Origin of the sequence: Sporolactobacillus vineae DSM 21990 = SL153 (assembly GCF_000377985.1) — a bacterium.
In the GTDB taxonomy this organism is placed as follows: Bacteria; Bacillota; Bacilli; order Bacillales; family Sporolactobacillaceae; genus Sporolactobacillus; species Sporolactobacillus vineae.
The window spans coordinates 1-24,073 of sequence record NZ_KB899044.1; the positions used below are offsets into that span (position 1 = coordinate 1).

General features: G+C 49.0%; 23 protein-coding genes. 18 read left to right on the forward strand and 5 right to left on the reverse strand.

Annotated elements, in window-relative coordinates; genetic code table 11:
• Together D889_RS0104265 and D889_RS0104270 are read left to right on the forward strand one after the other, a co-directional pair.
• A partial coding sequence (locus tag D889_RS0104265) for an IS110 family RNA-guided transposase (protein WP_018962164.1) occupies positions 1-858 on the forward strand: 858 nt, incomplete at its 5' end.
• Between the two features lie 322 nt (positions 859-1,180).
• Complete coding sequence (locus D889_RS0104270; RefSeq protein WP_010631287.1) at positions 1,181-2,119, forward strand: 3-hydroxyacyl-CoA dehydrogenase family protein; 939 nt, start codon at positions 1,181-1,183, stop codon at positions 2,117-2,119.
• A 42-nt stretch (positions 2,120-2,161) separates the two neighbouring features.
• On the opposite strand, the gene D889_RS0104275 is transcribed toward D889_RS0104270, so the two are convergent.
• The gene (locus tag D889_RS0104275; RefSeq protein ID WP_010631286.1) at positions 2,162-2,599 is read right to left on the reverse strand and encodes a DUF4395 domain-containing protein; all 438 of its coding nucleotides are present in this window, start codon (positions 2,597-2,599) and stop codon (positions 2,162-2,164) included.
• A 212-nt stretch (positions 2,600-2,811) separates the two neighbouring features.
• On the opposite strand from D889_RS0104275, the gene D889_RS0104280 reads away from it, so the two are divergent.
• The 4 genes from D889_RS0104280 (at position 2,812) to gnd (ending at position 7,838) form a co-directional block, all read left to right on the forward strand.
• Positions 2,812-3,723, forward strand: coding sequence for a putative RNA methyltransferase (locus tag D889_RS0104280; protein ID WP_238537587.1), 912 nt, complete (start codon positions 2,812-2,814; stop codon positions 3,721-3,723).
• A gap of 86 nt (positions 3,724-3,809) precedes the next feature.
• Positions 3,810-4,586 carry a DeoR/GlpR family DNA-binding transcription regulator gene (locus D889_RS0104285; protein ID WP_010631284.1) on the forward strand — a complete coding sequence of 259 codons (777 nt, stop codon included), beginning with the start codon at positions 3,810-3,812 and terminating at the stop codon, positions 4,584-4,586.
• A 139-nt stretch (positions 4,587-4,725) separates the two neighbouring features.
• Positions 4,726-6,645, forward strand: a complete 1,920-nt coding sequence (locus D889_RS0104290; RefSeq protein ID WP_010631283.1) for a PTS fructose transporter subunit IIABC — start codon at positions 4,726-4,728, stop codon at positions 6,643-6,645.
• Between the two features lie 293 nt (positions 6,646-6,938).
• Entirely contained in the window at positions 6,939-7,838 is a 900-nt protein-coding gene (gene gnd / locus D889_RS0104300; RefSeq protein ID WP_010631281.1) for a phosphogluconate dehydrogenase (NAD(+)-dependent, decarboxylating), read from the forward strand.
• 345 nt (positions 7,839-8,183) lie between these two features.
• On the opposite strand, the gene D889_RS0104315 is transcribed toward gnd, so the two are convergent.
• A complete protein-coding gene (locus D889_RS0104315; protein ID WP_018962166.1) occupies positions 8,184-9,911 on the reverse strand; it encodes a pyruvate oxidase in 1,728 nt (575 codons plus the stop codon).
• Between the two features lie 306 nt (positions 9,912-10,217).
• Between D889_RS0104315 and D889_RS0104320 the strand changes: the two genes are divergently transcribed.
• Positions 10,218-10,808, forward strand: coding sequence for a hypothetical protein (locus D889_RS0104320; RefSeq protein WP_010631279.1), 591 nt, complete (start codon positions 10,218-10,220; stop codon positions 10,806-10,808).
• A gap of 69 nt (positions 10,809-10,877) precedes the next feature.
• Here the strand turns inward: D889_RS0104320 and D889_RS0104325 are convergent, their stop codons facing one another.
• The 3 genes from D889_RS0104325 to lexA all read right to left on the reverse strand — a co-directional run bounded on the left by D889_RS0104325 (position 10,878) and on the right by lexA (position 13,684).
• Positions 10,878-12,548 (reverse strand): ABC1 kinase family protein, encoded by a 1,671-nt coding sequence (locus tag D889_RS0104325; protein ID WP_010631278.1) that lies wholly within the window; start codon positions 12,546-12,548, stop codon positions 10,878-10,880.
• An 8-nt stretch (positions 12,549-12,556) separates the two neighbouring features.
• Positions 12,557-12,907 carry a phasin family protein gene (locus tag D889_RS0104330; RefSeq protein WP_010631277.1) on the reverse strand — a complete coding sequence of 117 codons (351 nt, stop codon included), beginning with the start codon at positions 12,905-12,907 and terminating at the stop codon, positions 12,557-12,559.
• A gap of 165 nt (positions 12,908-13,072) precedes the next feature.
• On the reverse strand, positions 13,073-13,684 hold the full coding sequence (lexA, locus tag D889_RS0104335; RefSeq protein ID WP_010631276.1) for a transcriptional repressor LexA: 612 nt from the start codon (positions 13,682-13,684) through the stop codon (positions 13,073-13,075).
• Positions 13,685-14,005: 321 nt separating this feature from the next.
• Here lexA and yneA point away from each other — a divergent pair, with 321 nt between their 5' ends.
• The 11 genes from yneA to D889_RS0104395 all read left to right on the forward strand — a co-directional run bounded on the left by yneA (position 14,006) and on the right by D889_RS0104395 (position 24,008).
• On the forward strand, positions 14,006-14,302 hold the full coding sequence (gene yneA, locus D889_RS0104340; protein WP_010631275.1) for a cell division suppressor protein YneA: 297 nt from the start codon (positions 14,006-14,008) through the stop codon (positions 14,300-14,302).
• 382 nt (positions 14,303-14,684) lie between these two features.
• Positions 14,685-14,900, forward strand: a complete 216-nt coding sequence (locus D889_RS0104345; protein ID WP_010631274.1) for a YneF family protein — start codon at positions 14,685-14,687, stop codon at positions 14,898-14,900.
• Between the two features lie 110 nt (positions 14,901-15,010).
• Positions 15,011-15,937: a Gfo/Idh/MocA family protein gene (locus tag D889_RS0104350; protein WP_010631273.1), complete on the forward strand. Its 927-nt coding sequence runs from the start codon at positions 15,011-15,013 to the stop codon at positions 15,935-15,937.
• Between the two features lie 42 nt (positions 15,938-15,979).
• A complete protein-coding gene (locus D889_RS0104355) occupies positions 15,980-16,438 on the forward strand; it encodes a CcdC family protein (RefSeq protein WP_010631272.1) in 459 nt (152 codons plus the stop codon).
• Positions 16,439-16,482: 44 nt separating this feature from the next.
• Complete coding sequence (locus D889_RS0104360) at positions 16,483-16,788, forward strand: DUF72 domain-containing protein (RefSeq protein WP_010631271.1); 306 nt, start codon at positions 16,483-16,485, stop codon at positions 16,786-16,788.
• A gap of 81 nt (positions 16,789-16,869) precedes the next feature.
• Entirely contained in the window at positions 16,870-18,045 is a 1,176-nt protein-coding gene (gene nagA, locus D889_RS0104365) for an N-acetylglucosamine-6-phosphate deacetylase (RefSeq protein WP_010631270.1), read from the forward strand.
• Positions 18,042-18,797: a glucosamine-6-phosphate deaminase gene (gene nagB / locus D889_RS0104370; RefSeq protein ID WP_010631269.1), complete on the forward strand. Its 756-nt coding sequence runs from the start codon at positions 18,042-18,044 to the stop codon at positions 18,795-18,797. Before nagA ends, nagB begins: the two co-directional genes overlap by 4 nt.
• Positions 18,794-19,522 (forward strand): GntR family transcriptional regulator, encoded by a 729-nt coding sequence (locus D889_RS0104375; protein ID WP_010631268.1) that lies wholly within the window; start codon positions 18,794-18,796, stop codon positions 19,520-19,522. The genes nagB and D889_RS0104375 overlap by 4 nt, the downstream gene beginning before the upstream one ends.
• A 134-nt stretch (positions 19,523-19,656) precedes the next feature.
• Positions 19,657-22,389: an aconitate hydratase AcnA gene (acnA, locus tag D889_RS0104380; RefSeq protein WP_010631267.1), complete on the forward strand. Its 2,733-nt coding sequence runs from the start codon at positions 19,657-19,659 to the stop codon at positions 22,387-22,389.
• 316 nt (positions 22,390-22,705) lie between these two features.
• Complete coding sequence (locus tag D889_RS0104390; RefSeq protein ID WP_010631265.1) at positions 22,706-23,230, forward strand: GrpB family protein; 525 nt, start codon at positions 22,706-22,708, stop codon at positions 23,228-23,230.
• A gap of 46 nt (positions 23,231-23,276) precedes the next feature.
• Positions 23,277-24,008 (forward strand): SGNH/GDSL hydrolase family protein, encoded by a 732-nt coding sequence (locus D889_RS0104395; protein ID WP_018962168.1) that lies wholly within the window; start codon positions 23,277-23,279, stop codon positions 24,006-24,008.
• Positions 24,009-24,073 lie beyond the last annotated feature (65 nt).

A 24,073-nucleotide genomic window follows, 5' to 3' on the forward strand; every position in this document is an offset into this window, starting at 1 on the left:
ATCATCAAGGAAGAGAAGTATATCGCTCTTCAACGGCTGACGCGGACGCGTTATCAACTGATCCATCAGATGACGGAGTGTAAGCAGCACTTTCTGGAAAATCTTTATTACAAGTGCAACACGCTGACCCGAGAGCTCCCAACTTCTGTCTTTAGTGCGTCGATCATGGACATCCTCAGTGATTCTCTCTCCCTGGATGACATTGCCCAAATGGATGTAGCGGATCTTGCGACCCGGTTAAACCAGGCGGGCAAAGGCCGCTTTAGTGACCCGGAGAAACTCGCTCAGGTCATTCAAAAGGCCGTCCGCGATGCCTACCGTCTGGGCAAAGTCCTTCAGGATTCGGTAGACATCGTGCTGGCCAGTTATGCGCGCATCATTGCCGGATTAAAAAAGCAAATCCAGAGCTTGGATAAAAATATTGAAGCCATGTACCAGATCATTCCGGAGACGCAAAGTCTACTGAGTGTCCCCGGAATCGGCCCGGTCTACGCCGCCGGGCTTATCGCTGAGGTCGGCCAGATCGACCGGTTCGACCATGAGGCCCAATTAGCCAAGTATGCCGGGCTCTACTGGAAAGTGTCTCAGTCCGGCCACTTTCAGGCGGAACGCACGCCGCGAACCCACACAGGTAATGAGTACCTCCGTTATTACTTGATTGAAGCTGCCAATTCAGTAAAAAACCGGGACCCGGTTTACCGGGCCTATTACCTGAAGAAGTTCCATGAAGTTCCCAAGTTTCGTCATAAACGGGCTCTCGTCCTGACCGCAAGAAAATTAGTTCGACTGGTGGATGTGCTACTCCGCGACCACCTGCTCTACACTCCGAAGGGAAGTGAGACAACCGAAACGAAGTAATTTCGGCTTCCCTTCCAGTCTTTGAAAAATTTGTATTTTTCGAAGGCCCGGTTTAGTGTTGTCAAATTTTAAGACCGCTCACGAATAATGAAAAATCACGTATTACTTAGGCCTTGACTTAATACCACAAGACTCTAAAGTTTCTTGTCTTTATCCACACTTTGTCAGGATATTCACCCGGTTCAGCGGATGACACACTCAATCCATCATGAGTATCCGGTTCAGTTGAAAAAGCATTAATGTTCACAAATTAGACACATAAAGTTACAATATAGGTGATCAAAATAACAGCGCTTACAATACTCTGTTGGAGGCATATCCGATGTTCAAAACTATTTCTGTTATTGGCTCCGGTGTTATGGGGAGCGGTATTGCACAATCATTTGCAGTCGGCGGTTATTCAGTGATCGTGAACGATATTAAGCAGGAGTTTCTGGATAAGGCAAAGAAAAATATTCATGAAAATCTGAACCTGCTGGTCGGTTCCGGTGATCTGACCGAAGCCGACCGGAACGCAGCATTGGGTCGGATCCGGTTCACTACGGATCTTAAAGAGGCTGCAGGAGAAGCGGATCTGATCATTGAAGCGATTCCGGAAGTGATTGACCTGAAGTGGAATCTGTACGATGATCTGGCGACATACAAGAAACCGGATGCTGTTGTTTCGTCGAATACATCCACATTTCCGATTACGAAACTGACGGCGCGTGAATCTTTTGATGGAAAATTTATCATTACTCATTTCTTTAATCCGGCCAATCTTGTTCCGCTGGTTGAAATTGTAAAGAAGAAGGATACGGATTTGAATCTTGTTCAGTCTGTGAAGAACCTGCTCCTGAGCATCGGCAAGACGCCGGTTGTCCTGAAAAAAGAGATTAACGGATTCATTGCGAACCGTCTGCAAACGGCACTGATGCGGGAAGCCTTCTCCCTTGTCGGGCAGGGCGTCGCCGATGCTGACGATGTAGATAAGGCAATCACTGCCGGACCGGGATTTCGCTGGGCTTTTGTCGGACCGACACGGATCGCGGACTTCGGGGGGCTGGACACATGGAAAAGGGTATTTGATAATATTGCGCCGGATCTTGATAAAAGTGAAGGGGCACCGGAACTGATCAATAAACTGGTGAGCACGCATAAACTGGGGACGAAAACAGGTGAAGGGCTTTATAAATATTCAGGTGATGATGTCCGTGCGCAACTGAAGAAACGGGACAATTACTTTCTGGAACTCGGGCGGATCAAAAAAGTAAATGAATAACGAAGAGCAAATAAAAAAGGGCGGCTGCCCTTTTTTATTTGCCTATTGGATTGTTTTTTTCCGAAGGCGGTACTGTGACCACTGGTAATGAATAAAGCAGCCGATGCAGAAGCCAAGGATGGCAACGAAAGCGGCGGTACCGACGATAGCTGTAAAAACAATAGCCGCAATTTTAAAATGAAACAGATAGCTGAAAAAGCCAAGGGTCAGAAAAGAAACGGCAATGGTCTGGTTAAACTGCTGCTGATCACGATCTTCCGGAATATAGGCAGAGGCCGGTTTCCTCAGAAATCGTTTTGCCAGCCGGATGATCGGCTGATAATGAAATACAAGGCCGGAAATGCCGGCGACGAGAGGCAGGAGCAGTATCCAGTAGAAGCCGCTCAGCCAGGTAATCAGGACGCTCAGAACGATGACCCATTGATTCGTCCGGACGAGCGGGCGGGGAATCGATTGATGCTTGTCAGGTGAACCGGCCATATATAACACACCTTTCCTATATGTTTAAATACATATTACACGCATTGACTAGATTTGTGAACTGATTTTACCTGATCGGCTTGCCGGGATGCCGGATTACCGCTAAAATAGACAAGTATTTTTCCAGACGGCCACATTTGCCAGTCATTTTAAACAATTGAGCGTCAGCGAACACCATTATTTATAAAAAAGAGCTATTTTACAGGAATCAGGTGATTTTAGTGTCACAGCGCAGCAAACGTGATCTGAGCGCTGAACTGTTCCGAACATCGGAAGCCATATTCAGATGCCCGGTTTGCGGGAAAGATATGAAGGTCGTCGGTACAGAAAGCATGGCCTGCCCGCAGCATCATACTTTTGACTTTACACGGCAGGGCTATTTAAATCTGACCACACGGATGGTGAAGACGAATTACGACCGGAATTTATTTACGGCACGCAAGAGAATCATGGGTGATTACGGATTTTTTAATCCGGCACTCGATCAGATCGTTTCCCTGATCGGGCAAGCGCATCCGGTGCATACGGAACCGTTCTACTTGCTTGATATGGGCTGCGGTGAAGGGTCGCATCTCTCCCGTATCTGCGAACGGCTCCGCAGCAGAAACAAGGTCAGTGTGACCGGCATCGGCATGGATCTGGCAAAAACCGGTATTCATGAAGCAGCGGCAAACTATCCGGGTACACTCTGGACCGTTGCTGATCTGGCCGATCCGCCGCTGAAGCCGCATACGGCCGGTTTGATTCTGAACATCCTTTCACCTTCAAATTATCAGGTATTCAAACAACTCCTGACGGAAAACGGTCTGCTCATTAAAGTGGTGCCGGGCAATGATTATTTGAAAGAACTCCGTTCGTTTTTTTATGAGGGGACCGTGAAGGCGACTTACTCAAATAAAGAGATCATCAAGAACCTGAAGAATCATCTTGAGATTCGTGAAGTGATTCCGATACGCTATACACGCAGACTGGACCGGGACGGGCTTAAAGCTCTGAGCCGCATGACGCCGCTGGCCTGGAAAATGGGTAAAGACAGGGTGGAGCAATGGCTTAATACCGGAATTTCAGAGGTGACGGTGGATCTGGTGCTGATTGTGGCCGGAAAGAGACAAATGCCGGAGTGACGGAAATGTAAGCGTTGAAGGTTTTTGACATAAAACGATTGATTTTGAATGTAAGCGTGATACAATAACAGAGTGGAGGCGGAGATATGTTAGCTGAAGAACGACAACAATTCATCATGCGGCAACTTGCAGACAGTCGCGTTGTCAAACTCCAGGATCTTGTCTGCTCCCTGAATGCTTCAGAATCTACTGTTCGCCGTGATCTGCAGGAGCTTGAAGAACATCATTTGCTGAGACGGATTCATGGGGGGGCATCGCTTCTTCAGCGCCGAAGCGATGAACCGGATATGGAAACGAAAACGTCCAAAAACATTCAGCAGAAGAAAGCGATTGCTAAAACGGCTGCCGGTTTTATCAGAGACAACGAGTGCGTGTATCTGGATGCAGGAACGACAACTCTCGAAATGATTCCATTTATCACAGCGTCAAATGTAACCGTTGTCACCAATGGACCGGCTCACGCGGAAACGCTGTCGACGAGAAATGTGCTTTGCTATTTAATCGGCGGGATGATGAAGCGGACGACTAATGCGGTTGTCGGTAGTATGGCGGTGGACAATCTCAATCTTTTCCGTTTCGACCGGGCATTCATCGGAACAAACGGAATTGATGCGGTGATGGGCTATACGACCCCGGATCCGGAAGAAGCAGCAGTGAAGAAAAAGGCTTTGGAACTATCCGGTCAGACGTATATTGTCGCCGACAGCAGCAAATTTTCAGAAGTCTCTTTCTGCAAAATGTTTGATCTGGAGAAGGCTACTATTATCACCGAAGCGCTTCCGGAATCAGTCAGAGAGGAGCTTTCGAGCCGAACGAAAGTCTACTGCGCCAGTCCGGTACAAGACAAGACGGGAGTTGAATGAAAAGGTGTATGACCGGAACAACAATCTCCAGGGGATGGGATACTTTTTCTACAGAAAGGGAAATGATTAGTGTAGAAAGGACATGCCGTTCAGAGCAGAGCGATTCCGTTGTCATAGCGTAAATAAGGAGTGAGTTGAAGTGAAGATTACAGATCTGATGATTGAGCGCGCAATGGTCATGGACATGCATGCGACAACAAAAGAAGAGGCCATTGACGAACTGATTGCCAGCCTGGAAAAGAACGGACGGATCAATGATCCGAAACTATTTAAAGAAATGATTCTGAAAAGGGAAGCAGAGTCCAGCACCGGCATCGGTGATGGTATTGCGATGCCGCATGCCAAGACGAAAGCTGTTAACGAAGCAACCGTCGTTTTTGGCCGCAGTAAGAACGGTGTCGACTACAAGGCGCTGGATGGCAAGCCTTCCTATCTGTTCTTTATGATTGCAGCGCCGGAGGGAGCAGCCAATGTACATCTGCAGACGTTGGCAGCACTTTCCCGGCTTCTGATTGATCAGGATTTTGTTGCTCAGGTCAAGAAGGCCGAAACGCCTGCAGAAGTTGCCAAACTGTTTGACGACAAGCAGGCCGAAAAGGAAGCCGCGGAAAAGAAAGAATCCGCTCAGGCTGCTCCGAAAGCACCGGCAAATGAAAAATTTGTTGTTGCCGTAACCGCCTGTCCGACAGGCATTGCACATACGTACATGGCAGAAGATGCACTGAAGAAAAAGGCGAAGGAAATGGGTGTTTCAATCCGTGTTGAGACGGATGGTTCAGAAGGCGCCAAACATGTGCTGACGTCGGATGAAATCTCACGTGCCGCCGGCATCATTGTCGCGGCGGATAAAAAGGTTGAAATGGCACGCTTTAGCGGCAAGAAGGTACTGCAGACGCCGGTCAGCGACGGCATTCGCAAGCCTGAAGAACTGATCACCAAAGCGCTGCACGGACAGGCTCCGGTTTACCATGCGGAGGCCGGTGCAGTTGAAGAAACGGCCGGGAGTTCAAGCGGATCAGTGTGGAGCAGGATTTATAAAGACCTGATGAACGGTATTTCGCATATGCTCCCATTCGTTGTCGGTGGTGGTATTTTACTTGCGATTTCCTTCATGTTCGAGCATCTTGGGAAGAACAATACGATTTTCCAGATGCTGAGTGCGGTTGCCGGCGGAGATACCGGTGCCTTTCATTTCCTGATTGCGATCCTGGCCGGTTATATCGCCGTCAGCATCGGTGACCGGCCGGCATTGATGCCTGGTATTGTTGGCGGCTTTATGGCCTATTCGTCCAATGCCGGATTCCTCGGCGGCCTCGCAGCAGGCTTTCTGGCCGGCTGGGTCATCATCCTGCTGAAAAAAGTATTCGCAGGCTTACCGAAGGCACTGGACGGACTGAAACCGATCTTGCTGTATCCGGTCCTTGGGCTGCTGATTACGGGCGGTCTTATGTACTATATTTTCGATCCGATTTTCAAATGGATCAATACAGGTCTTATTGGTGCCCTGAGCCATCTTGGTACCGGTAATGCAGTATTACTTGGACTGGTTCTCGGCGGTATGATGGCTGTCGATTTAGGCGGACCTGTAAACAAGGCAGCCTACACGTTTGCCATCGGCGTATTCACCAGCGGCGCGTCCAACGGGGGTCTGATGATGGCTGCAGTTATGGCCGGCGGCATGGTCCCGCCACTTGCCATCGCGCTTGCTTCAACGTTCTTCAAGGGTAAATTTACTGCAGAAGAGCGCAAAGCAGGCATTACGAACTATGTTCTGGGTCTCTCGTTTATTACCGAAGGTGCCATTCCATTTGCCGCTTCCGATCCGTTGCGAATCATCGGTTCCAGTATTGTCGGCTCGGCGATCGCAGGGGCATTAACGCAGCTGTGGAGAGTCAGTATTCCGGCACCGCACGGCGGCATCTTCGTGGTCGCCTTAAGTAATCAGCCGTTCCTGTTCATTCTGGCGATCCTGATCGGCGCGGTTATTTCGGGACTGATTCTTGGCTTCTGGAAGAAATCCGCTGCCGATAAAACAGAGACAGTGGCCGAACGGGCATAATGATTACGACAGTTTTACTCAATAAAACATTTTACGAGGCACGGTCCGAATTTGGACTGTGTCTTTTTTTGGCGTTTTCCGCTGCGATGCAGGAGGCCAATGAATCCGGACGAATGAACAGGGGAAATGATCCGGTGCTGTCCGGGAATGATATGGTTTCGTTCCTTTCATCTGGAATAAAGAATATCACCCCGGCCGGAGAAAAGATTTCACTTGGACGCAAAGATGAAAAATGAGGTAAACTGTTTAAGGGTAACAACCTGCAGATAAATTTTGAAATAGGGTGAAAGAATATGCGTATCGGTTTAATCGGACTTGGGAAGATGGGTTATAATCTGGCCCAGAATATGGCAGAAAATGATTTTGAGGTCAAAGCCTTTGACCTGTCCGCAGCGGCGGTCCAAAAAGCAGAGAAAATTAACGGCGTGACAGCCTTCACAACAATTGAACAATTGGTTCAAAGTCTGGACAAGCCGCGTGTTTTCTGGATGATGGTGCCGGCAGGCGAACCTGCGGATCAGACGTTGACGGCTTTATTGACCTTAGCAGATCCGGGCGATATTGTGCTTGACGGCGGTAATTCAAAATATACCGACTCGCTTCGTCACTATCAGCAGTGCAAGGACAAAGGCGTTTCATTTATGGATGTAGGAACATCCGGCGGGATCAGCGGCGCACGCCGCGGCGCCTGTGTAATGGTCGGCGGAGACAAAGAAACGTTTGATTATCTCGAACCGCTGTTTAAAGCGATTTCGGTTGAGGACGGCTATCTTTACACGGGTAAAGCAGGGAGCGGCCATTTTCTCAAGATGGTACATAACGGGATTGAATACGGCATGATGCAGTCCATTGCCGAAGGATTCGATGTCCTTGAGAAAAGTGACTTTAATTATGATAACGCCGCGGTGGCTAAAGTCTGGAATCACGGTTCGGTGATCCGCAGCTGGCTGATTGAGCTCCTCGAAGACGCGTTCTCCAAAGATAATCATCTTGAGCAACTTAGCGGGGTCATGGCTTCTTCCGGAGAGGGGAAGTGGACACTGGAAACAGCGCTGAATATGCAGCTGCCGACGCCGGTTATAGCCCTGTCGCTGATGATGCGTTATCGGTCACTGGAGAGCGATACTTTCTCAGGAAAAATCGTTGCCGCGCTTCGCAATGAATTCGGCGGCCATCCGGTTGTGAAAAAATAATTGTTCCCGTCAGAAAATTTGACTGGATCTTTTCACTGGCTTCATAACAGCTAAACAATCCGCTGTTAAAGTATTGATGAGAACAAGGTTATCGCCCCTGTTTCTCGCGTCATACTCCATTTTATTTGGCCTCCGACCGGGGCCGCTTTTTTTTGCGATCGTTCAGGATAAGTCTGAATGAAAATCCGGCCGTTAAGGTTAAAAATCCGGCAATATTACATTTTGTGGAAAATAAAATTGCCATTTCCGTTGCTCCGGTCATGCGATAATTTTCTGAACGACAAAAAGCATCCGTCGTTGAGACGAATGCTTTAGCTTAGAACTTTTTGATGAATTTTTCATGAATCACAGAAAATGGCGGACAACATCTTTCATTGGCGGCATTTTCTCAAGTTTATGATTTTCAAGGACCGATTTCGAAGCGAATTTCGCATAGCCCTTAGCTTCATCCATCACAATTTTGCCCGGGAGCGGAGCGGCATCCGCATTTACCGAGACATCGATGATGGCTGGTACATCTGAATTCTTAGCACCTTCGAAAGCGTCGTGCAGCTGATCGTATTTCTCAACACGATAGCCCTTTCCGCCGCAGGCTTCAGCAAATTTTGCATAGTCAATATCGCCGAAGTTGATGCCGTAATTCAACTGGCCGGCAGACTGCTGCTCATATTTGATAAAGGACAGCTGCTTGTTGTTCAGAATGACGACGATCAGCGGCCATTTGTAGTGAACAGCGGTTGAGAAGTCCTGCATCACCATGGCGAAGGCGCCGTCTCCGCAAATCGCAATTGCCTGGCGGTCCGGGAAGGCCTCTTTTGCGGCGATTGCGCCCGGAAGCCCGCAGCCCATCGTGCCGAGCCATGCTGAGACAATGAAGTCCTGATTGGTAACGTGCAGATAACGCGTCGACCAAACCGTTGCCGTACCGACATCAACTGAGAAGATCGCATTGTCATCGGCAATCGACTGGATCGCCTTCATCACTGCCTGTGGCGCAATCGGTGTTTTCTTATTTTCTTTATCTTCGTCCATCCAGCTCCACCATTTGGCCATATGTTCCTGGCAGGTTTTCAGGAACGGACGGTCGCTGACCGGTGTGACGTGGCTGGTCAGATAAGTCAGGGCTTCAGCTGCATCACCGACGATGCCTGTTGTGACCGAATATCTCTTGCCGATTTTCACCGGATCGATGTCGATCTGAACACATTTTGCACCTTCAGGCAGGTAGGCCGCATAAGGATAATCAGTACCGACCATGATCAGGAGATCGGCACTCTTCATTGCTTCATAGGCCGGTTTGGTGCCGATTTTACCGATATTGCCGATAAAGTTTGGATGTTCATCCGGCAGGGCACCCTTGCCCGGGAGCGTGACCGCAACCGGTGCAGAGATGCGCTCTGCAAATGCTTTCAGTTCTTTCTTAGCATGCTTTGAGCCGACACCGGCAAGGATGACCGGATTCTTTGCTGCATTAATTAGAGCGACGGCATCACTCAGATCATCTTCAACGAGTCCGGGAATCTTTTTCTCAAAAACGGTGTTCAGCTGCAGTGCCTGATCGGAAATTTCACCGGTCGGTACATCGTCCGGAATCGACAGGACGGCGACGCCGCGTTTCTGATATGCGGTACGGATCGCTTGATTGGCAACAGCCGGGAAGCTTTCCGCACTGGTTACTTCTTTGTTATATACAGCAACATCCTTGAACAGATCGACCGTGTTCACTTCCTGGAAGTAATCGGTACCCGTCAGTTTTGAAGGGATATGTCCCACCAGTACGAGCATCGGGACATGATCCATCTTCGCGTCATACATGCCGTTGAGCAGATGAATGGCACCGGGACCGCCGATCGCCAGGCAGACCCCGATCTTCCCCGTCAGTTTCGCATAGGCTGAAGCAGCCATGGATGCGACCTCTTCATGACGTACGGTGTAAAATTTGATTTTGCTTTCCTGTTTTCTTAATGCTTCAACCATCGTGTCGATGGAATCGCCGGGGATCCCGTAAATACGGTCGATGCCCCATTTCTCAAACAGACCGACTACAGCGTCGCTTGCCTTGATCTTTCCCATAGAGAAAGTCCTCCTTCAGATAAAAAAGCTTCTTTTGAATGTGGTTCTGCCACATTTCAATGTTTCTGTCTCTATAAATTTGACAATCTAGTGAACCTTACGAGTCTATTCTATGACATTTTCCTGGAAATGCAAATATTCGAGCTTCATTTTTTTAACCTTTTTCAGGTGCTTCATGATCTTGTATCAAATATCCTGTATAACTTTTTAAAAGGTATAATGGAGGAAGCACAAATGAACGGCTGAATGGCCGGGCATTACAATGATCAATGAATGCGATGATGAAACAGAAGAGGGGTATGCATCATGAGTTTCGTGTCAATTATTGCATCAACACAGCGAGTCAGTGCTGTGAGTGACGGAACACTGGTAGAGGTGAACGGGGAGGGACACATTACCGCTTTGCCGGGTGCGAAACCGAGTCTGATCCGGATTTCAGACACCCAGCTGGTTGCCTGCACCGGGAGTGCATCGGTGCTTCGCCGCCTGAAGGAAAGATTCCCGTACAAAAAAGAACCGTACGTTATTGATAAAGAGATCCGTGATGAGCTGAAACAGGAGGCATGTTCCGTCCCGTTCAGCCAGCAGGATGTTCTGATTGCCGTGGCGGAGGTCACAGCCGGCGTTGTCTGCCGGATCATTTCAAATCAACCGGGGGCTGCCTGGCAGACTTTGGTTCCGAGCCCGAACCGCCTCGCCGCACTGTATCTTGCCGGACGGGCAGTCAACGAGGAAGAGATCAAAGAGATTGCAGCTGAGGCAGACAGGCAACTGCAATTATTCGGAAAAGAAACACCGGAACAGATCCTAAACGTCCAAAAATCGCTAAACCGCTTCGTCGCCGGCAAGGATGCTGCAGTTGGACAGCGAATCTTTAAAATGGTCATGGAAAAGTGAAAAGATGCGGGGGGCCGACCAGAATGAGCGGAGCGGAGTGATACCGGTTCACCGGACTATTTTTGCTGATTAAAAGCGGCCGGACCTTAAAATGGCGAAAAGCACGACCAGCAGCATGAAAGCGACAATGGCACCGGCAATATCAAGAACAGGAAAACCGGCTAAGACCGGGTGGCTCCCGAATGCCTCGCCAAGAATGATGCCGGTCAGGATAATACTGAAAGCCAGCAGGATGATGCTGAAGGAAATCCGGTTGGCAACGCGGTCCAGTCTGGCAAGCAGGGTTTCCAGCTGGGGCAGTTCCATTTCAACGTGTGTCTTTCCCTTATACAGATGCGTCAGTGTTTTTCGCAGCAGCGATGGAATCTGTGCACTGTTCTCGGTGAAATCGTAAAATTCGTTAATCAGTTTTTTGGACAGATGTTCCGGACTGATCCTGCGCAGCATCAGTTTACGCCCATATGGCTCCGCCAGCTCCAGAATACTGATTTGATTATCCAGTTTTGAGATCAGTCCTTCAAGGGTGATGAGCGCCTTTCCCAGCAAAGTGAAGTTCTTCGGAATACGAATATGATTTTTCTTCGTCGTTTCAAAGATATCCCCGATCACTTCGCCAATATGAATTTCCTTAAAGGGAATGTTGTAGTATTTATCACGAAGCAGTTCAAGATCTGCCTTGAACAGCCGATCGTCGAGATCTTCCGGCATGGATGCCATCTGCTCGATGGTCCGGAACAGCAGGTCGGTATCGCCTTTCATCAGGCCGATGATCAGATTGGCAAACTCATGCTGCATCTCTGTGTTCAGAATCCCGACCTGTCCGAAATCAATGTAGGCAATTTTGTTGCCCTGAAAGAAGAGAAGGTTTCCGGGATGCGGGTCTCCGTGGAAAACACCGGCTGTCAGCGCCTGATCAAGAAATGAGCGTACCAGCCGTTCGGCGATGGTCCGGCGATTGAACGCCGCGTCGTCAAACAATTGAGCAAATTTAACACCGCGGATATAGTCGAGCGTAAGTATCTGACTGCTTGAGTAGCGCCAGTATACTTTCGGGATGATAATCTCGTTACGGTCGTTGAAGAAGCGATACAGTTTGTCCGTATTGCGTCCCTCGCGCTGATAATCCATTTCCATCCGGATCGCTTTGGAAAATTCATCGACGACATCACTCAGCTGGAAATCCCGGGCCCAATCATAATGCTTCTCAAGAAGTGAAACAAGATCGGTCAGAATTTCGATATCCGTCGTGACGACAGCGTCGATATTCGGACGTCTGATCTTGACCACCACGTGTTCGCCTGTTTTGAGCTGAGCCTGGTATACTTGTGCGATGGAGGCGGCAGCCAGACAGTGATCGTCGAAGGACGCGAACACTGTTTCTGCCGGAGCACCCAGTTCGTCAGCAATGATCTTTTTAATAGCTTCCGGAGGAACAGGCGTCACCTGGTCCTGAAGCTGCCGGAGCTCGTCGGCAATCAGTTCCGGTATCAGATCGGCGCGCAGGCTCAGCATCTGCCCAAGTTTAATAAATGTCGGCCCCAGCTCTTCACACATCAGGCAGATTTTTCGGCCGACAGGCTTTGATTCTGATCCTGAGCCGGAAAAATCCGCTGCCATCTGTCTGGGCAGCGACAGGAGATGGGTTAAACCGACATCCCGGACCATATAACCGAAACCGTATTTCACGAGCACCGTCACAATCTCCCGGTATCGTTTAATGTGACGAATGCGTCTTCCCATCATCGTTGTCACCTGTCTGTTGCCTGATCGTCTGATCCCCTGGTTGCTGCTTCATCCTGATCGGCAGTCTTTGAATTTTTTTCAAGCGCCGCAATACGTTCAGCCAGCTCATTGTATTGATCCACTGTCACAAAGCCCAGATTTTCGATGGTTTTCCTGATCTCATTATTGAAATCATTTTGCAGCTGATCTTTCTTATCCTTTCCTTTATTATTGAGCTTTGTCAGGTACGACTTTGCTTCTTCGGCAGCTGCACCGCCGCCTTCGCTCAGTTCACGCAGCACTTTCTCCGCTTTTTCTTTGCCCGCCGCCGTGACACCGAGGCCAACGAGAAAAATCTTTTTCAATGATTCGTTCATTGCACTCACCTCATCTTTTATAGTTTAATTTTAACCAATTTTTCTGATATTGTATATCCGGTTCACTGTGGATCCGGAAATCCCTCCCGATAAAAAACAGGAGCCGGTTAAAACCGGCTCCGAAGTATCGATCCATTTCGTTTTTCACAGACCGGACAATGCGCCTTACTGTATTGTCCGGAACACGCCGATGACTTTGCCAAGGATGGTGCAGTTGTCAAGAAGGATGGGATCCATCGACGGATTCTCCGGCTGAAGGCGGATGTGATTCTTCTCTTTAAAAAAGCGTTTAACCGTTGCTTCATCATCCTCGGTCATCGCCACAACAATTTCGCCGTTTTCAGCCGTACTCTGCTGCCGGACAATGACTTTATCGCCATCAAGAATGCCTGCGTTGATCATACTTTCTCCGGAAACATTCAAAATAAATGCTTCATTATCTTCCACCATGGAAAAAGGTACAGGGAAATATTCTTCAATGTTTTCGACAGCGCTGATCGGCATACCGGCCGTCACCTTGCCAATAACGGGAACAGGCACAGATTTTTCACTGTAAATATCATTGTCGTGATCCAGAATCTCGATGGCTCTCGGCTTTGTCGGGTCCCGACGAATCAGTCCTTTTTTCTCAAGGCGTTCAAGATGTCCGTGGACGGTCGAACTCGAAGCCAGTCCCACGGCGCTACAAATTTCACGGACTGAAGGCGGATAGCCCTTTGCCGCCACTTCATGTTTGATAAAATCCAGTATTGCCTGCTGACGGTTTGAGATTTTCATGTTACAGCTCCTTTGACGCAGCGTGATGTGCATGCGGCATCCTGCGCTTTTTTCATGGCCTGACCGGCTGGATGAAGAACAGATCGCTCATACCGGACAAGAATGCATGGTTTTTAAACAAGTTGCACAGATTGTTTTACAGTGTAAAAACCAGATTACTTATTTAATTATAGCATTCGAAAATCATTGTGCAAACATTTGTTCGAACGGTTGACGCAAACGGGTGTTCGCTATATAATCAAATCAACGAACATACGAACGCATATTCGCGGGAACGTATATTCCTTATAACAGACAGCAGATTTCAACGGAGGGATTTTAATGTACACATTTTTCGCCAACCACCGGATTAAAGGATTTTCCTACCTCATTGTTTTGATTCTTGTTGCTTTTTTTCTGTTCCTGTCTCTCACCGGCCGGGCGGTGGCAGATCATGCAGAATACAAAACGATCACGGTCGGCCAGGGGGATACATTGTGGTCCATTGCCAGAGAATATCATTCGGTGCAGCCCGGGCTGTCGACGGAGTCGTTCATTGAGTGGGTGGAAGACGAAAACGGAGTGTCGCGTAATCATATCGAAATCAACCAGAAGCTGGTTCTCCCGGTCAAGAATTGATTTCACAAATCCTTCTGCACTTACGGCAGTAATAAAATCATGGAAAAAAACTGTCTTTCGGTTTGCAAGACAGTTTTTCTGTGCTATACTGTTATATAACAAAGGGTATTTGAGATGGCACTGTACTGATACACTTTGTAAATTCGTTTAATCGCGTGCATCCCTATCAGGGTTTGCCGATTAAAATATGTTTAGTTCCTTTCGGTGATTATCCTTGCCTTCACCGTCAGGTTATATTTCATCCTCCTTCAGAACGCGTTCTATCAGTCAACTTTAGATAGATCGCCTTTTTTTATGGGTATGCGCCCGGAAGCAGTTGACCTGATTTCATGCGATAGTGTAAACTGAGTAATGGAAATTTGACAGAAGGGGGAGCGGATAAATGCTGTGGTTATACATATTAATTGGCGTGGTCGGTATTGCCGTCGGTTTGATACTTGGCTTCCTGATCGCCCGTAGATATATGATGAACTATCTGAAAAAGAATCCGCCGATCAATGAACAAATGCTGCGCGTGATGATGAATCAGATGGGCCAGCATCCATCGACGAAGAAGATCAATCAAATGATGAAAGCCATTAACAATCAGATGAAATAAGAAGAATTCGCCGGATGCACGTTACAGCCGGCGGATTTTTTTAATCAGGCAAATCGGTTTGCAGACAGATTCATGCTAGAATGGATTAAATAATAGAAGAAAAGCGATTAATGGAGATGATTGAAGTGCATATCGGTGTCGTAGGGATCGGGTCAATTGCGCAGAAGGCCTATTTGCCGGTTTATGCCGGACTGGACGGCGTGTCTTTCAGCTTCTGCACGCGGAAGGAACAGACGCTGGAGCAGCTTCATGAACAGTACGGCTGGGACAGCCTGTATACCTCGCTTGATGATTTAATTGCAAGCGGTATCACTGCAGCGTTTGTCCATGCGGCAACTGCAGCACATCCGCAAATTGTTGAGAAACTGCTGAATCACGGTATTTCTGTCTATATCGATAAGCCTTTGTCGGATCAATTCGAAACAACAAAGCATTTGACCGGTCTTGCCGAGAGCAAGGGGGTACTGCTGATGACCGGATTTAACCGGCGGTTTGCTCCGATGAATCGCCGGCTGGCCGAAGTTCGTGAAAAATCGACCATTGTCTACCAGAAAAACAGGATTAATGATCCGAAAGAAATTCGTACCTTTGTTTATGACGACTTTATCCATGTTGTCGATACCATACGCTTTTTGCTGGATGAGCCGGTGGAAACAATCGATGTTCATGCACGCAAGAACCGGCAGGGCAGATATACCGACCTGACCGTAATTTTTCATGCCGGACAGCAGCTTGCGGTGGCCTTGATGAACCGGATCAGCGGTGTCAATCGGGAATCCGTTCAGGCGATTGCGCCCTCCGGTGAATATTTTGTCCGGAATCTAACTGAGCTGGAACAAATCAGGGGAATCGAAACCACCAGGATACCCTTCGGCGACTGGGAGAGTACGCTTTACAAGCGGGGCTTTGAGCAGATTGTCCGTGCCTTTATCGACGCCTTAAGCAACCACCTGAATGAACCGATCACCAAGTCAGATGCTTTGGAAACTCACCTCATCTGTGAGAAGATCATTCATAAAGCATTAAAAAACAGCTGATGATCGGTTTCAGGGTCATCATACTGTCTGGAGATGAACGACATGTTCGAAGAATTATCAGGTGTTCTTATCGGCGTACTTTTTGCTGCCATGGTGATTGTGATCCGGCTGAAAGCGTCGAAGCATCCGACAAACGCAAAAAAGTTACTGCTGCCGCCGGTATTTATGGCAACAGGATTTCTGATGTTTCTTTACCCGGGCACCTGGCTTCCGGCCTGGGAAGGGCTGCTTGCTTTTCTGACCGGTATGGTCTTTTCCTTGTTGCTGATCCGTACGTCGAAGTTTGAGCGTACGGGAGATGCGGTTTATCTTAAGAGATCGAAGGCCTTTGCTTTGATTCTTGTCAGTCTGCTCGTCATCCGGACATTGATGAAGATGGCCCTGCAGCAAGCGGTCAGTCTGCCGCAGACCGGATCCTTTTTCTTTATTCTCGCCTTCGGAATGATTCTGCCCTGGCGTCTTTCCATGTATCGTCAGTATCGTAAGCTGCTCAGAGGCTGATTATTCATTCGTGATCCTATTTGCTGCATGAAGGGAGATTCATTTTGATTACAATCGGACTGACAGGCTGGGGTGACTCTGTACTTATCCGTCTGCACGGGAGAAACACAGCCGGCTGGCTGAATCACGGACCGAACTGGCAGGCAGTACGCTGCCTGTACCGCTATTCCGCCGAAGAAATGGATCAGCTTGCGGGCTATGTGGCCGCGCTTGCCCGCCGCGTGCAGAATAGCTGCATCCTGTTTAATAATAATTCCGGCGGGGCTGCTGCCGATAATGCCCGGCAGTTGATCGGGCTGCTTGGTCTGCATTATTCAGGACTGGCTTCCCGGCAAATCGATCTTTTCTGATTTTTTTACAGATCAATGTCTAGTTGTCTATACATATTTAGCACGTTGTGGTAAACTAAAAGAAAAAAGGAAGCGGTAACAATGGTCAGTAAAGTAGTCGGCTGTTCAATTTATTCGAATCATGACTGGATTGAAAATGGAACTCTGACGTTTGATCACGGAAAGATTGTCGGTGTCGGACATTCACTGGAACAACCCGGCGATAAAGTGATTCAGTTTCCTGCCGGATACAAGTGTATTCCGGGAATGATTGATATGCATATTCATGGGGCCAATGCAGCGGACACCATGGATGCGACTCACGAAGCGCTGAGCACCATTGCTTCAGTCTTGCCTGAAGAAGCGACCACTTCTTTTCTGGCGACCACCATCACTCAGTCTGAAGAAGCGATTCAGGCAGCATTAAAAAATGCCGCCGAGGTCATCGGCCATCAGAAGCCGGGTGAAGCAGAAATACTCGGCGTTCATCTCGAAGGACCGTTTATCAGTAAGGAGAAGTGCGGGGCACAGCCTGAAGAATATATCTCCGACGCAGATACGGAACGCTTCGACAACTGGCAGAAATTGAGTGGCAATCACATCAGGGAAGTGACACTTGCTCCAGAAATCAAGGGCGGTATGGAACTGATCCGCCACCTGGCCGCTCAGGGTGTGGTTGCGTCCATAGGGCACAGTAACGGTTACGATGAAGATGTGATCCGTGCCATCGATGCCGGAGCAACTCAGGTCACTCATGTTTACAATGGGATGCGGGGGATGCATCACCGTGAACCGGGAATCCTCGGCGGCGCTCTGCTGCATCACGGACTGTACACGGAGCTGATCTGTGACGGCAAACACGTGTGCCAGGGCATGGTCAATCTTGCCTATAAACTTAAGGGCAGCGACCGGATGATTCTGATCACCGATGCGATGCGTGCCAAATGTCTTAAGAACGGAACTTATGATCTTGGCGGGCAGGAAGTTCATGTCAAAGACGGGCTTGCTGTCCTCTCTTCGGGAACCATTGCCGGAAGCGTATTGAAAATGGATCAGGCGTTCCGCAATATGCTCGCCTTCACCGATGCGACGATCGAAGATATTGTTCAGATGGGCGCGATTAATCCGGCACTTCAGTGCAATGTCTTTGACCGAAAAGGCTCCCTCGAAATTGGCAAAGATGCTGACTTCATCGTTCTTGACAAGAACAATCAGCTTGCGCTGACTGTCTGCCGGGGCGAAATTGCTTATCAGAGAAAGGAGATCGTTCAGAAATGAAACTTATTGAAGTGAAAAATAGAGAAGAACTGGGGATCAAAGCTGCCTCACTGATTTCAGACCTGGTCCGCCGGAAACCCGATGCCGTGCTCGGACTGGCAACAGGTGGCACGCCGGTGGAAACCTACCGGCATCTTGTTGAAGACCATCACGCCAACCGGACCAGCTACCGGAAAATTCGTACTGTGAATCTGGACGAATATGTCGGGCTCGGCACTTCCGATTCGAACAGCTACCATGCATATATGGAAGCGCATTTATTTCGTTTTATTGATCTTCCGGCGGCACAGCATCATGTACCGGATGGTCAGGCGCTGGATCTTGACCGCGCATGCCGCGATTATGATCAGCTGATTGACCGGCTTGGCGGCATCGATTTGCAGCTGCTGGGCATCGGAAGAAACGGTCATATCGGATTTAATGAGCCGGGCAGTTCCTTTTCGATCGGAACACACATCGTTCGCCTGACAGAGTCGACCCGCGCTGCCAATGCCCGTTATTTTTCCCGTCCGGAAGATGTACCGGAGCGCGCCATCACCATGGGTATCGGGACCATCCTCAAGAGCAGACAGATTCTTCTGATCGTATCCGGTAAAAATAAGGCAGAGGCGATGAAACAATTCCTTAAATACAGTAAGCCGGAGAATGATTTTCCGGCATCGGCCTTGATTTCTCATCCGGATGTTACGGTGATTGCCGATGAGGAAGCATTATCTCTGGCAGGTCAGGAGAGGGCAGGGATTTCGAAATGATCAACAGGCGGTCGCCTGTTCCGGTATATTTTCAGATCGAACAGTATATTGAAGAACTGATTGATGCGAAAGGAATGAAAGAGGGAGACCGGATTCCCTCAGAAAAAGCATTCACCGATCAGTTCCATGTCTCACGCATGACCGTCAGACAGGCGATTACCAACCTTGTTCACAAGGGTATTCTCGTACGTTCGCAAGGAAGAGGGACTTTTGTTTCCGGCCGGCGGAAGCTCGAGAAACCGTTGAACATATTGAACGGTTTTACACAGGATACGATTGGACGGGGGCTGAAACCAACAAGTAAGATTCTTGGTTTCAGACAAATAAAGGCACCGGAAAAAGTGGCCGGGAAACTGCTGCTCAAAGGCGACGATGAGGTAGTCGAAGTCCGGCGTGTCCGTTTTGCCGATGCGTGTCCGGTAGCACTTGAAACAACCTATGTTCCGTCAGTCCTGTTTCCGGGATTTACCGTTGCGCAAGCCGACCGTTCACTTTACGACTATGTTGAAAAGACCTGCGGCAAAACGATTGATTACGCGGATCAGACGGTCGAAGCAGCGCAGGTTACCACAGGGGAAGCCAGGGTTCTGGATGTGCCCAGGCGGTCTCCGGTGCTGCTCATTGAACGTGTGTCGACACTGATCGACGGCATCCCGTTCGAACTGACAAGATCTCTCTATCGTGCAGATCGATATAAATTTGTTGTTCACTTGCCGCGTAAATGAACGTTATTTCAGACTCACCCCTGATCCTCGGATCGGGGGTGAGCTTTTAAGAATGAATGATTTTACTTATATGTGTCAATCTCGTAAGATAATAATTGAGACGTTTCTGATGGAATAAAGGAGAGGGTGAAGGTATGGCAACGAGCACGGTTAAAAATGGGGAACGGCTGAAAGATTTTTTTCACGCGCGCAAACAATTTACCAGCGGTGGAAAAACCTACAATTACTACAGCCTGGATGCATTGAACGAGTTTGGCGACATTGAACGACTTCCCTATTCGATTAAAGTACTTCTGGAAGCGGTTTTACGGCAATGCGACGGGAAAGTGATTAAAACGGAGCATGTCGAGAATCTGGCACGGTGGGGAACTGAAGCGCTGGATAAACGAATTGATGTGCCATTTAATCCCTCACGGATCATTCTTCAGGATTTTACCGGTGTTCCCGCGGTTGTCGACCTGGCGTCATTGAGAAAGGCAATGGCCGACCTGGGCGGTGATCCTGAGGAGATCAATCCGGAAAAACCTGTGGATCTGGTCGTCGATCATTCTGTTCAGGTCGATCGGTTTGGCACGACGGACGCCCTTTCTTTCAACATGAATCGCGAATTTGAGCGGAACGGTGAACGGTATAAATTTCTTAAGTGGGCCCAGAAATCATTTAAGAATTTCCGTGCTGTTCCTCCGGCAACAGGGATTGTCCACCAGGTGAATCTGGAATATCTGGCATCAGTTGTCCATGCTGTAAAAGAAGCAGGCGGCGGGCTGCTGGCTTATCCCGATACGCTGGTGGGTACGGATTCCCATACGACGATGATCAACGGTCTGGGCGTGCTCGGCTGGGGCGTCGGCGGGATCGAAGCCGAAGCCGGCATGCTTGGGCAGCCATCCTATTTCCCGGTACCTGACGTCATCGGCGTCCGGCTCACAGGAAGGCTTCCGGAAGGGACGACGGCGACGGATCTGGCCCTTAGGGTTACACAGTTGCTCAGAGAAGAAAGCGTTGTCGGTAAGTTTGTTGAATTTTTCGGCCCGAGTCTCTCTCATATGTCCCTGGCGGATCGTGCAACGGTGTCCAATATGTCGCCTGAGAACGGGGCTACCGCTACTTTCTTCCCGGTGGATCAGGTCACTCTCGATTATCTGCATCTGACCGGTCGGACCGATGAAGCCGTTCAACTGGTTGCCGATTATTGTCAGGCAAACGGCCTGTTCTATGGTCCCGATGCGAAGGAGCCACGCTTTACCAAAGTGGTTGATCTCAACCTTTCTGATGTTCAGCCGTCCCTCTCCGGACCGAAGCGGCCGCAGGACAGGATTCCGCTGACTGAAATAAAAGATGAGTTTGCGGCGACACTGACCCGTCCGTCCGGCAATCACGGCTTTGGTCTGAAATCTGATGAGATTAATAAAAAAGGCTATGCTGTCCACGAAGACGGCAGCAAGACAGAACTGAAGACCGGCGCGGTGGTCATTGCTGCTATCACCAGCTGTACAAATACTAGTAATCCGAGCGTTATGATTGGCGCCGGCCTTGTGGCCAAGAAGGCAGTTGAAAAAGGACTCACCGTTCCGGATTATGTAAAAACGAGCCTGGCACCCGGCTCGAAAGTCGTTACGGACTATCTGACCCGGGCCGGACTGATGCCGTATCTTGAAAAACTCGGCTTCGATCTGGTCGGCTATGGCTGTACGACATGTATCGGAAATTCCGGACCGCTGCCCGCACCGGTCGAGAAGGCAATTACCGAGAATGACCTGACTGTCTCAGCCGTTCTGTCGGGCAACCGGAATTTTGAAGGAAGAATCCATCCGCTGATCCGGGCTAATTATCTGGCTTCTCCGCCACTCGTTGTCGCTTTTGCGCTGGCCGGAAACATTCATTTCGATATGGCTCATGATTCTTTCGGTAAAGACAGTAATGGTCACGATATTACGTTCAAGGATCTCTGGCCATCACACAAGGAAATTGAAGAAGTGATGAACCGGTCGGTCAGTCCGGATATGTTTAAGAAAGAGTATTCCCGCGTGTTTACGGAGAATGATCGCTGGAATGCCATTAAAACCAGTGAAGGCGAGCTCTACGACTGGGATCCCGACTCCACTTATATCCAGAATCCGCCTTTCTTCGAGCACTTGTCTGCGGAACTGAAAGAGATCAAACCGATTGAAAATCTCCGTGTGATCGGAAAATTCGGGGATTCCGTAACAACAGATCATATTTCACCGGCCGGTTCGATCGCGCCGAAAAGCCCGGCGGGGCAGTATCTTCTCGGCAAAGGCGTGAAGATGTTCGACTTTAATTCCTATGGCTCGCGTCGCGGCAACCACGAGGTGATGATGCGCGGAACTTTCGCAAATGTTCGGATCCGGAACCAGATTGCCCCGGGCACAGAAGGCGGATTTACGACGTACTGGCCGACAGGCACCGTCATGCCGATTTATGATGCGGCAATGAACTATAAGAAAGACGGTACCGGTCTCGTCGTCCTGGCTGGTAAAGATTACGGAATGGGCAGCTCGCGCGACTGGGCGGCTAAGGGCACGAATCTGCTCGGGATCAAAGCCGTGATTGCCCAAAGCTTTGAACGGATCCATCGCAGCAATCTGGTGATGATGGGTGTCCTGCCGCTGCAGTTCAAACCGGGCGAAGGGGCGGATTCACTTGGCCTGACCGGTAAGGAAAGCATCAGTATTGCTATCGACAGCCATGTTCAGCCGGGGGATACCGTTAAGGCTCAAGCCGTCGCTGAAGACGGCAAAGTGACGCCGTTTGACGTCACCGTCCGTTTTGACAGTGAAGTCGAGATTGACTATTACAGAAACGGCGGCATCCTGCAAACGGTACTTCGTCGTAAACTGAGCTGAGAGAGAATTAGAAAGAAATGGCAGGAATCAGTTTTTCTGTTCCGGACATGATAATGAGCGAAGGGGAATGGAATTTAATCCAGTCTTCCGGCAAGCAGCACCGGGTTGAATCTGTTGACAAGAATGACTTGATCGGCATTTTCTTTCAGACTGCTCAGTCACCCGGATGCAAAAAGCCAAAGAGTCTGAATTTCCTTTCATCTTCTTCATCTGGGGGATCGTCCATTGCGGACGATCCTTTTTTCGCTTTTGCATCATGTGGTAAAATGAATGAGCCGGAACAAAACGGATGTTCGCCGGCAATGGAGGTCAGATGATGTCGGAAGGTATCGTAATTGTTCCTTACAGGGAAGACTGGACCGACGACTATCGGCGGGAGTCGGCCAGAATTGTCCGCAGTCTTCAGCCGATGCTTACTGCAATCGAGCATATCGGCAGTACATCAATTCCGCAGATGGCTGCTCAGCCTGTCGTGGACATACTCGCCGGGATTTCAAATTTGAATGCGGCGGATCAGCTGAATGATCGTTTGAAAAGCATCGGTTACCGACGCACGGCTACCGCCGATCTGCAGAATCACCGATTCTTTGTGAAAGAAAATCAGCAGGGACAGCCTCTCTTCGATCTGTATCTGTTTGATGATCAGACAGAAGATGCGATCCGTTTTCTGGCTTTCCGTGATTATTTGAGAACCCATAAGGAAGATGCGGCACTTTACGGTCAGATAAAATTAAAGCTGTCGAAAACTTTTTCGTCCGACAGAGAAAGTTACACGACGGCAAAGCGTGCAGCGATCAGGCAGATCGAAGACCGTGCCTTGTCATGGTGGTATGAACAATAACGGACGGGATTCGAGGTGCAGAATCATTAAGAAAGTTTTGTCGGTCATGCTTGTTGTCGTTCTTATTCTGGCAGCAAGTCTTGCAATCTATCACTTCCGGCCGCAACCGCATGCACAGCCAAAGGTCAAACCGATCACTTATCACTACCGGATTGTGGCACTCGGTGATTCGCTCACTGAAGGCGTGGGTAACGAAAAGAAGCACGGCTATGTCGGCATTACGGCGGATACATTAAAGAAGCAGAAAAATGTGAAGCAGGTTGCTTACACGGATCTCGGCCATCGCGGGGACACGTCGGCCGATTTACTGGATGTGCTGAAAAAACCTGCCGCGCGCCGGCAGGTTCAAAAAGCGAACACCATTTTTCTGACAATTGGCGGGAATGACCTCGTTCGTGTCCTGAGAAACCATTTTATGGATCTGACGGCCAGTGATTTCAGCGCAGAGCAGAAAAAATTTACGCCCCGGCTTCAGAAAATATTTACGACGATCCGGACGCTGAATCCGCGTGCTCCTGTATATTTCTTCGGCTTATATAATCCATTTGAGGATTATCTCGGTCAGGCGAACAAAGATTTCGTGCCGATTCTGAACCGCTGGAATGCAAATAGTAAGAAAGTCGCCGGCAAATACAGGGATGTTCATTTTATTCCAACGTATGATCTTTTCAAAGGAAAGATCAATACACTCCTGTACGATGATCACTTTCATCCGAATCCGAAGGGCTACAAACTGCTCTCGGCCCGTCTCGTAACGACGATGAAACGGGATCAGTAAGAAGCAATGGTGCCGATCCGTTTGAAAAAGGGATTGTCTGTTCAGAAGAGGTAGAATATACTGAA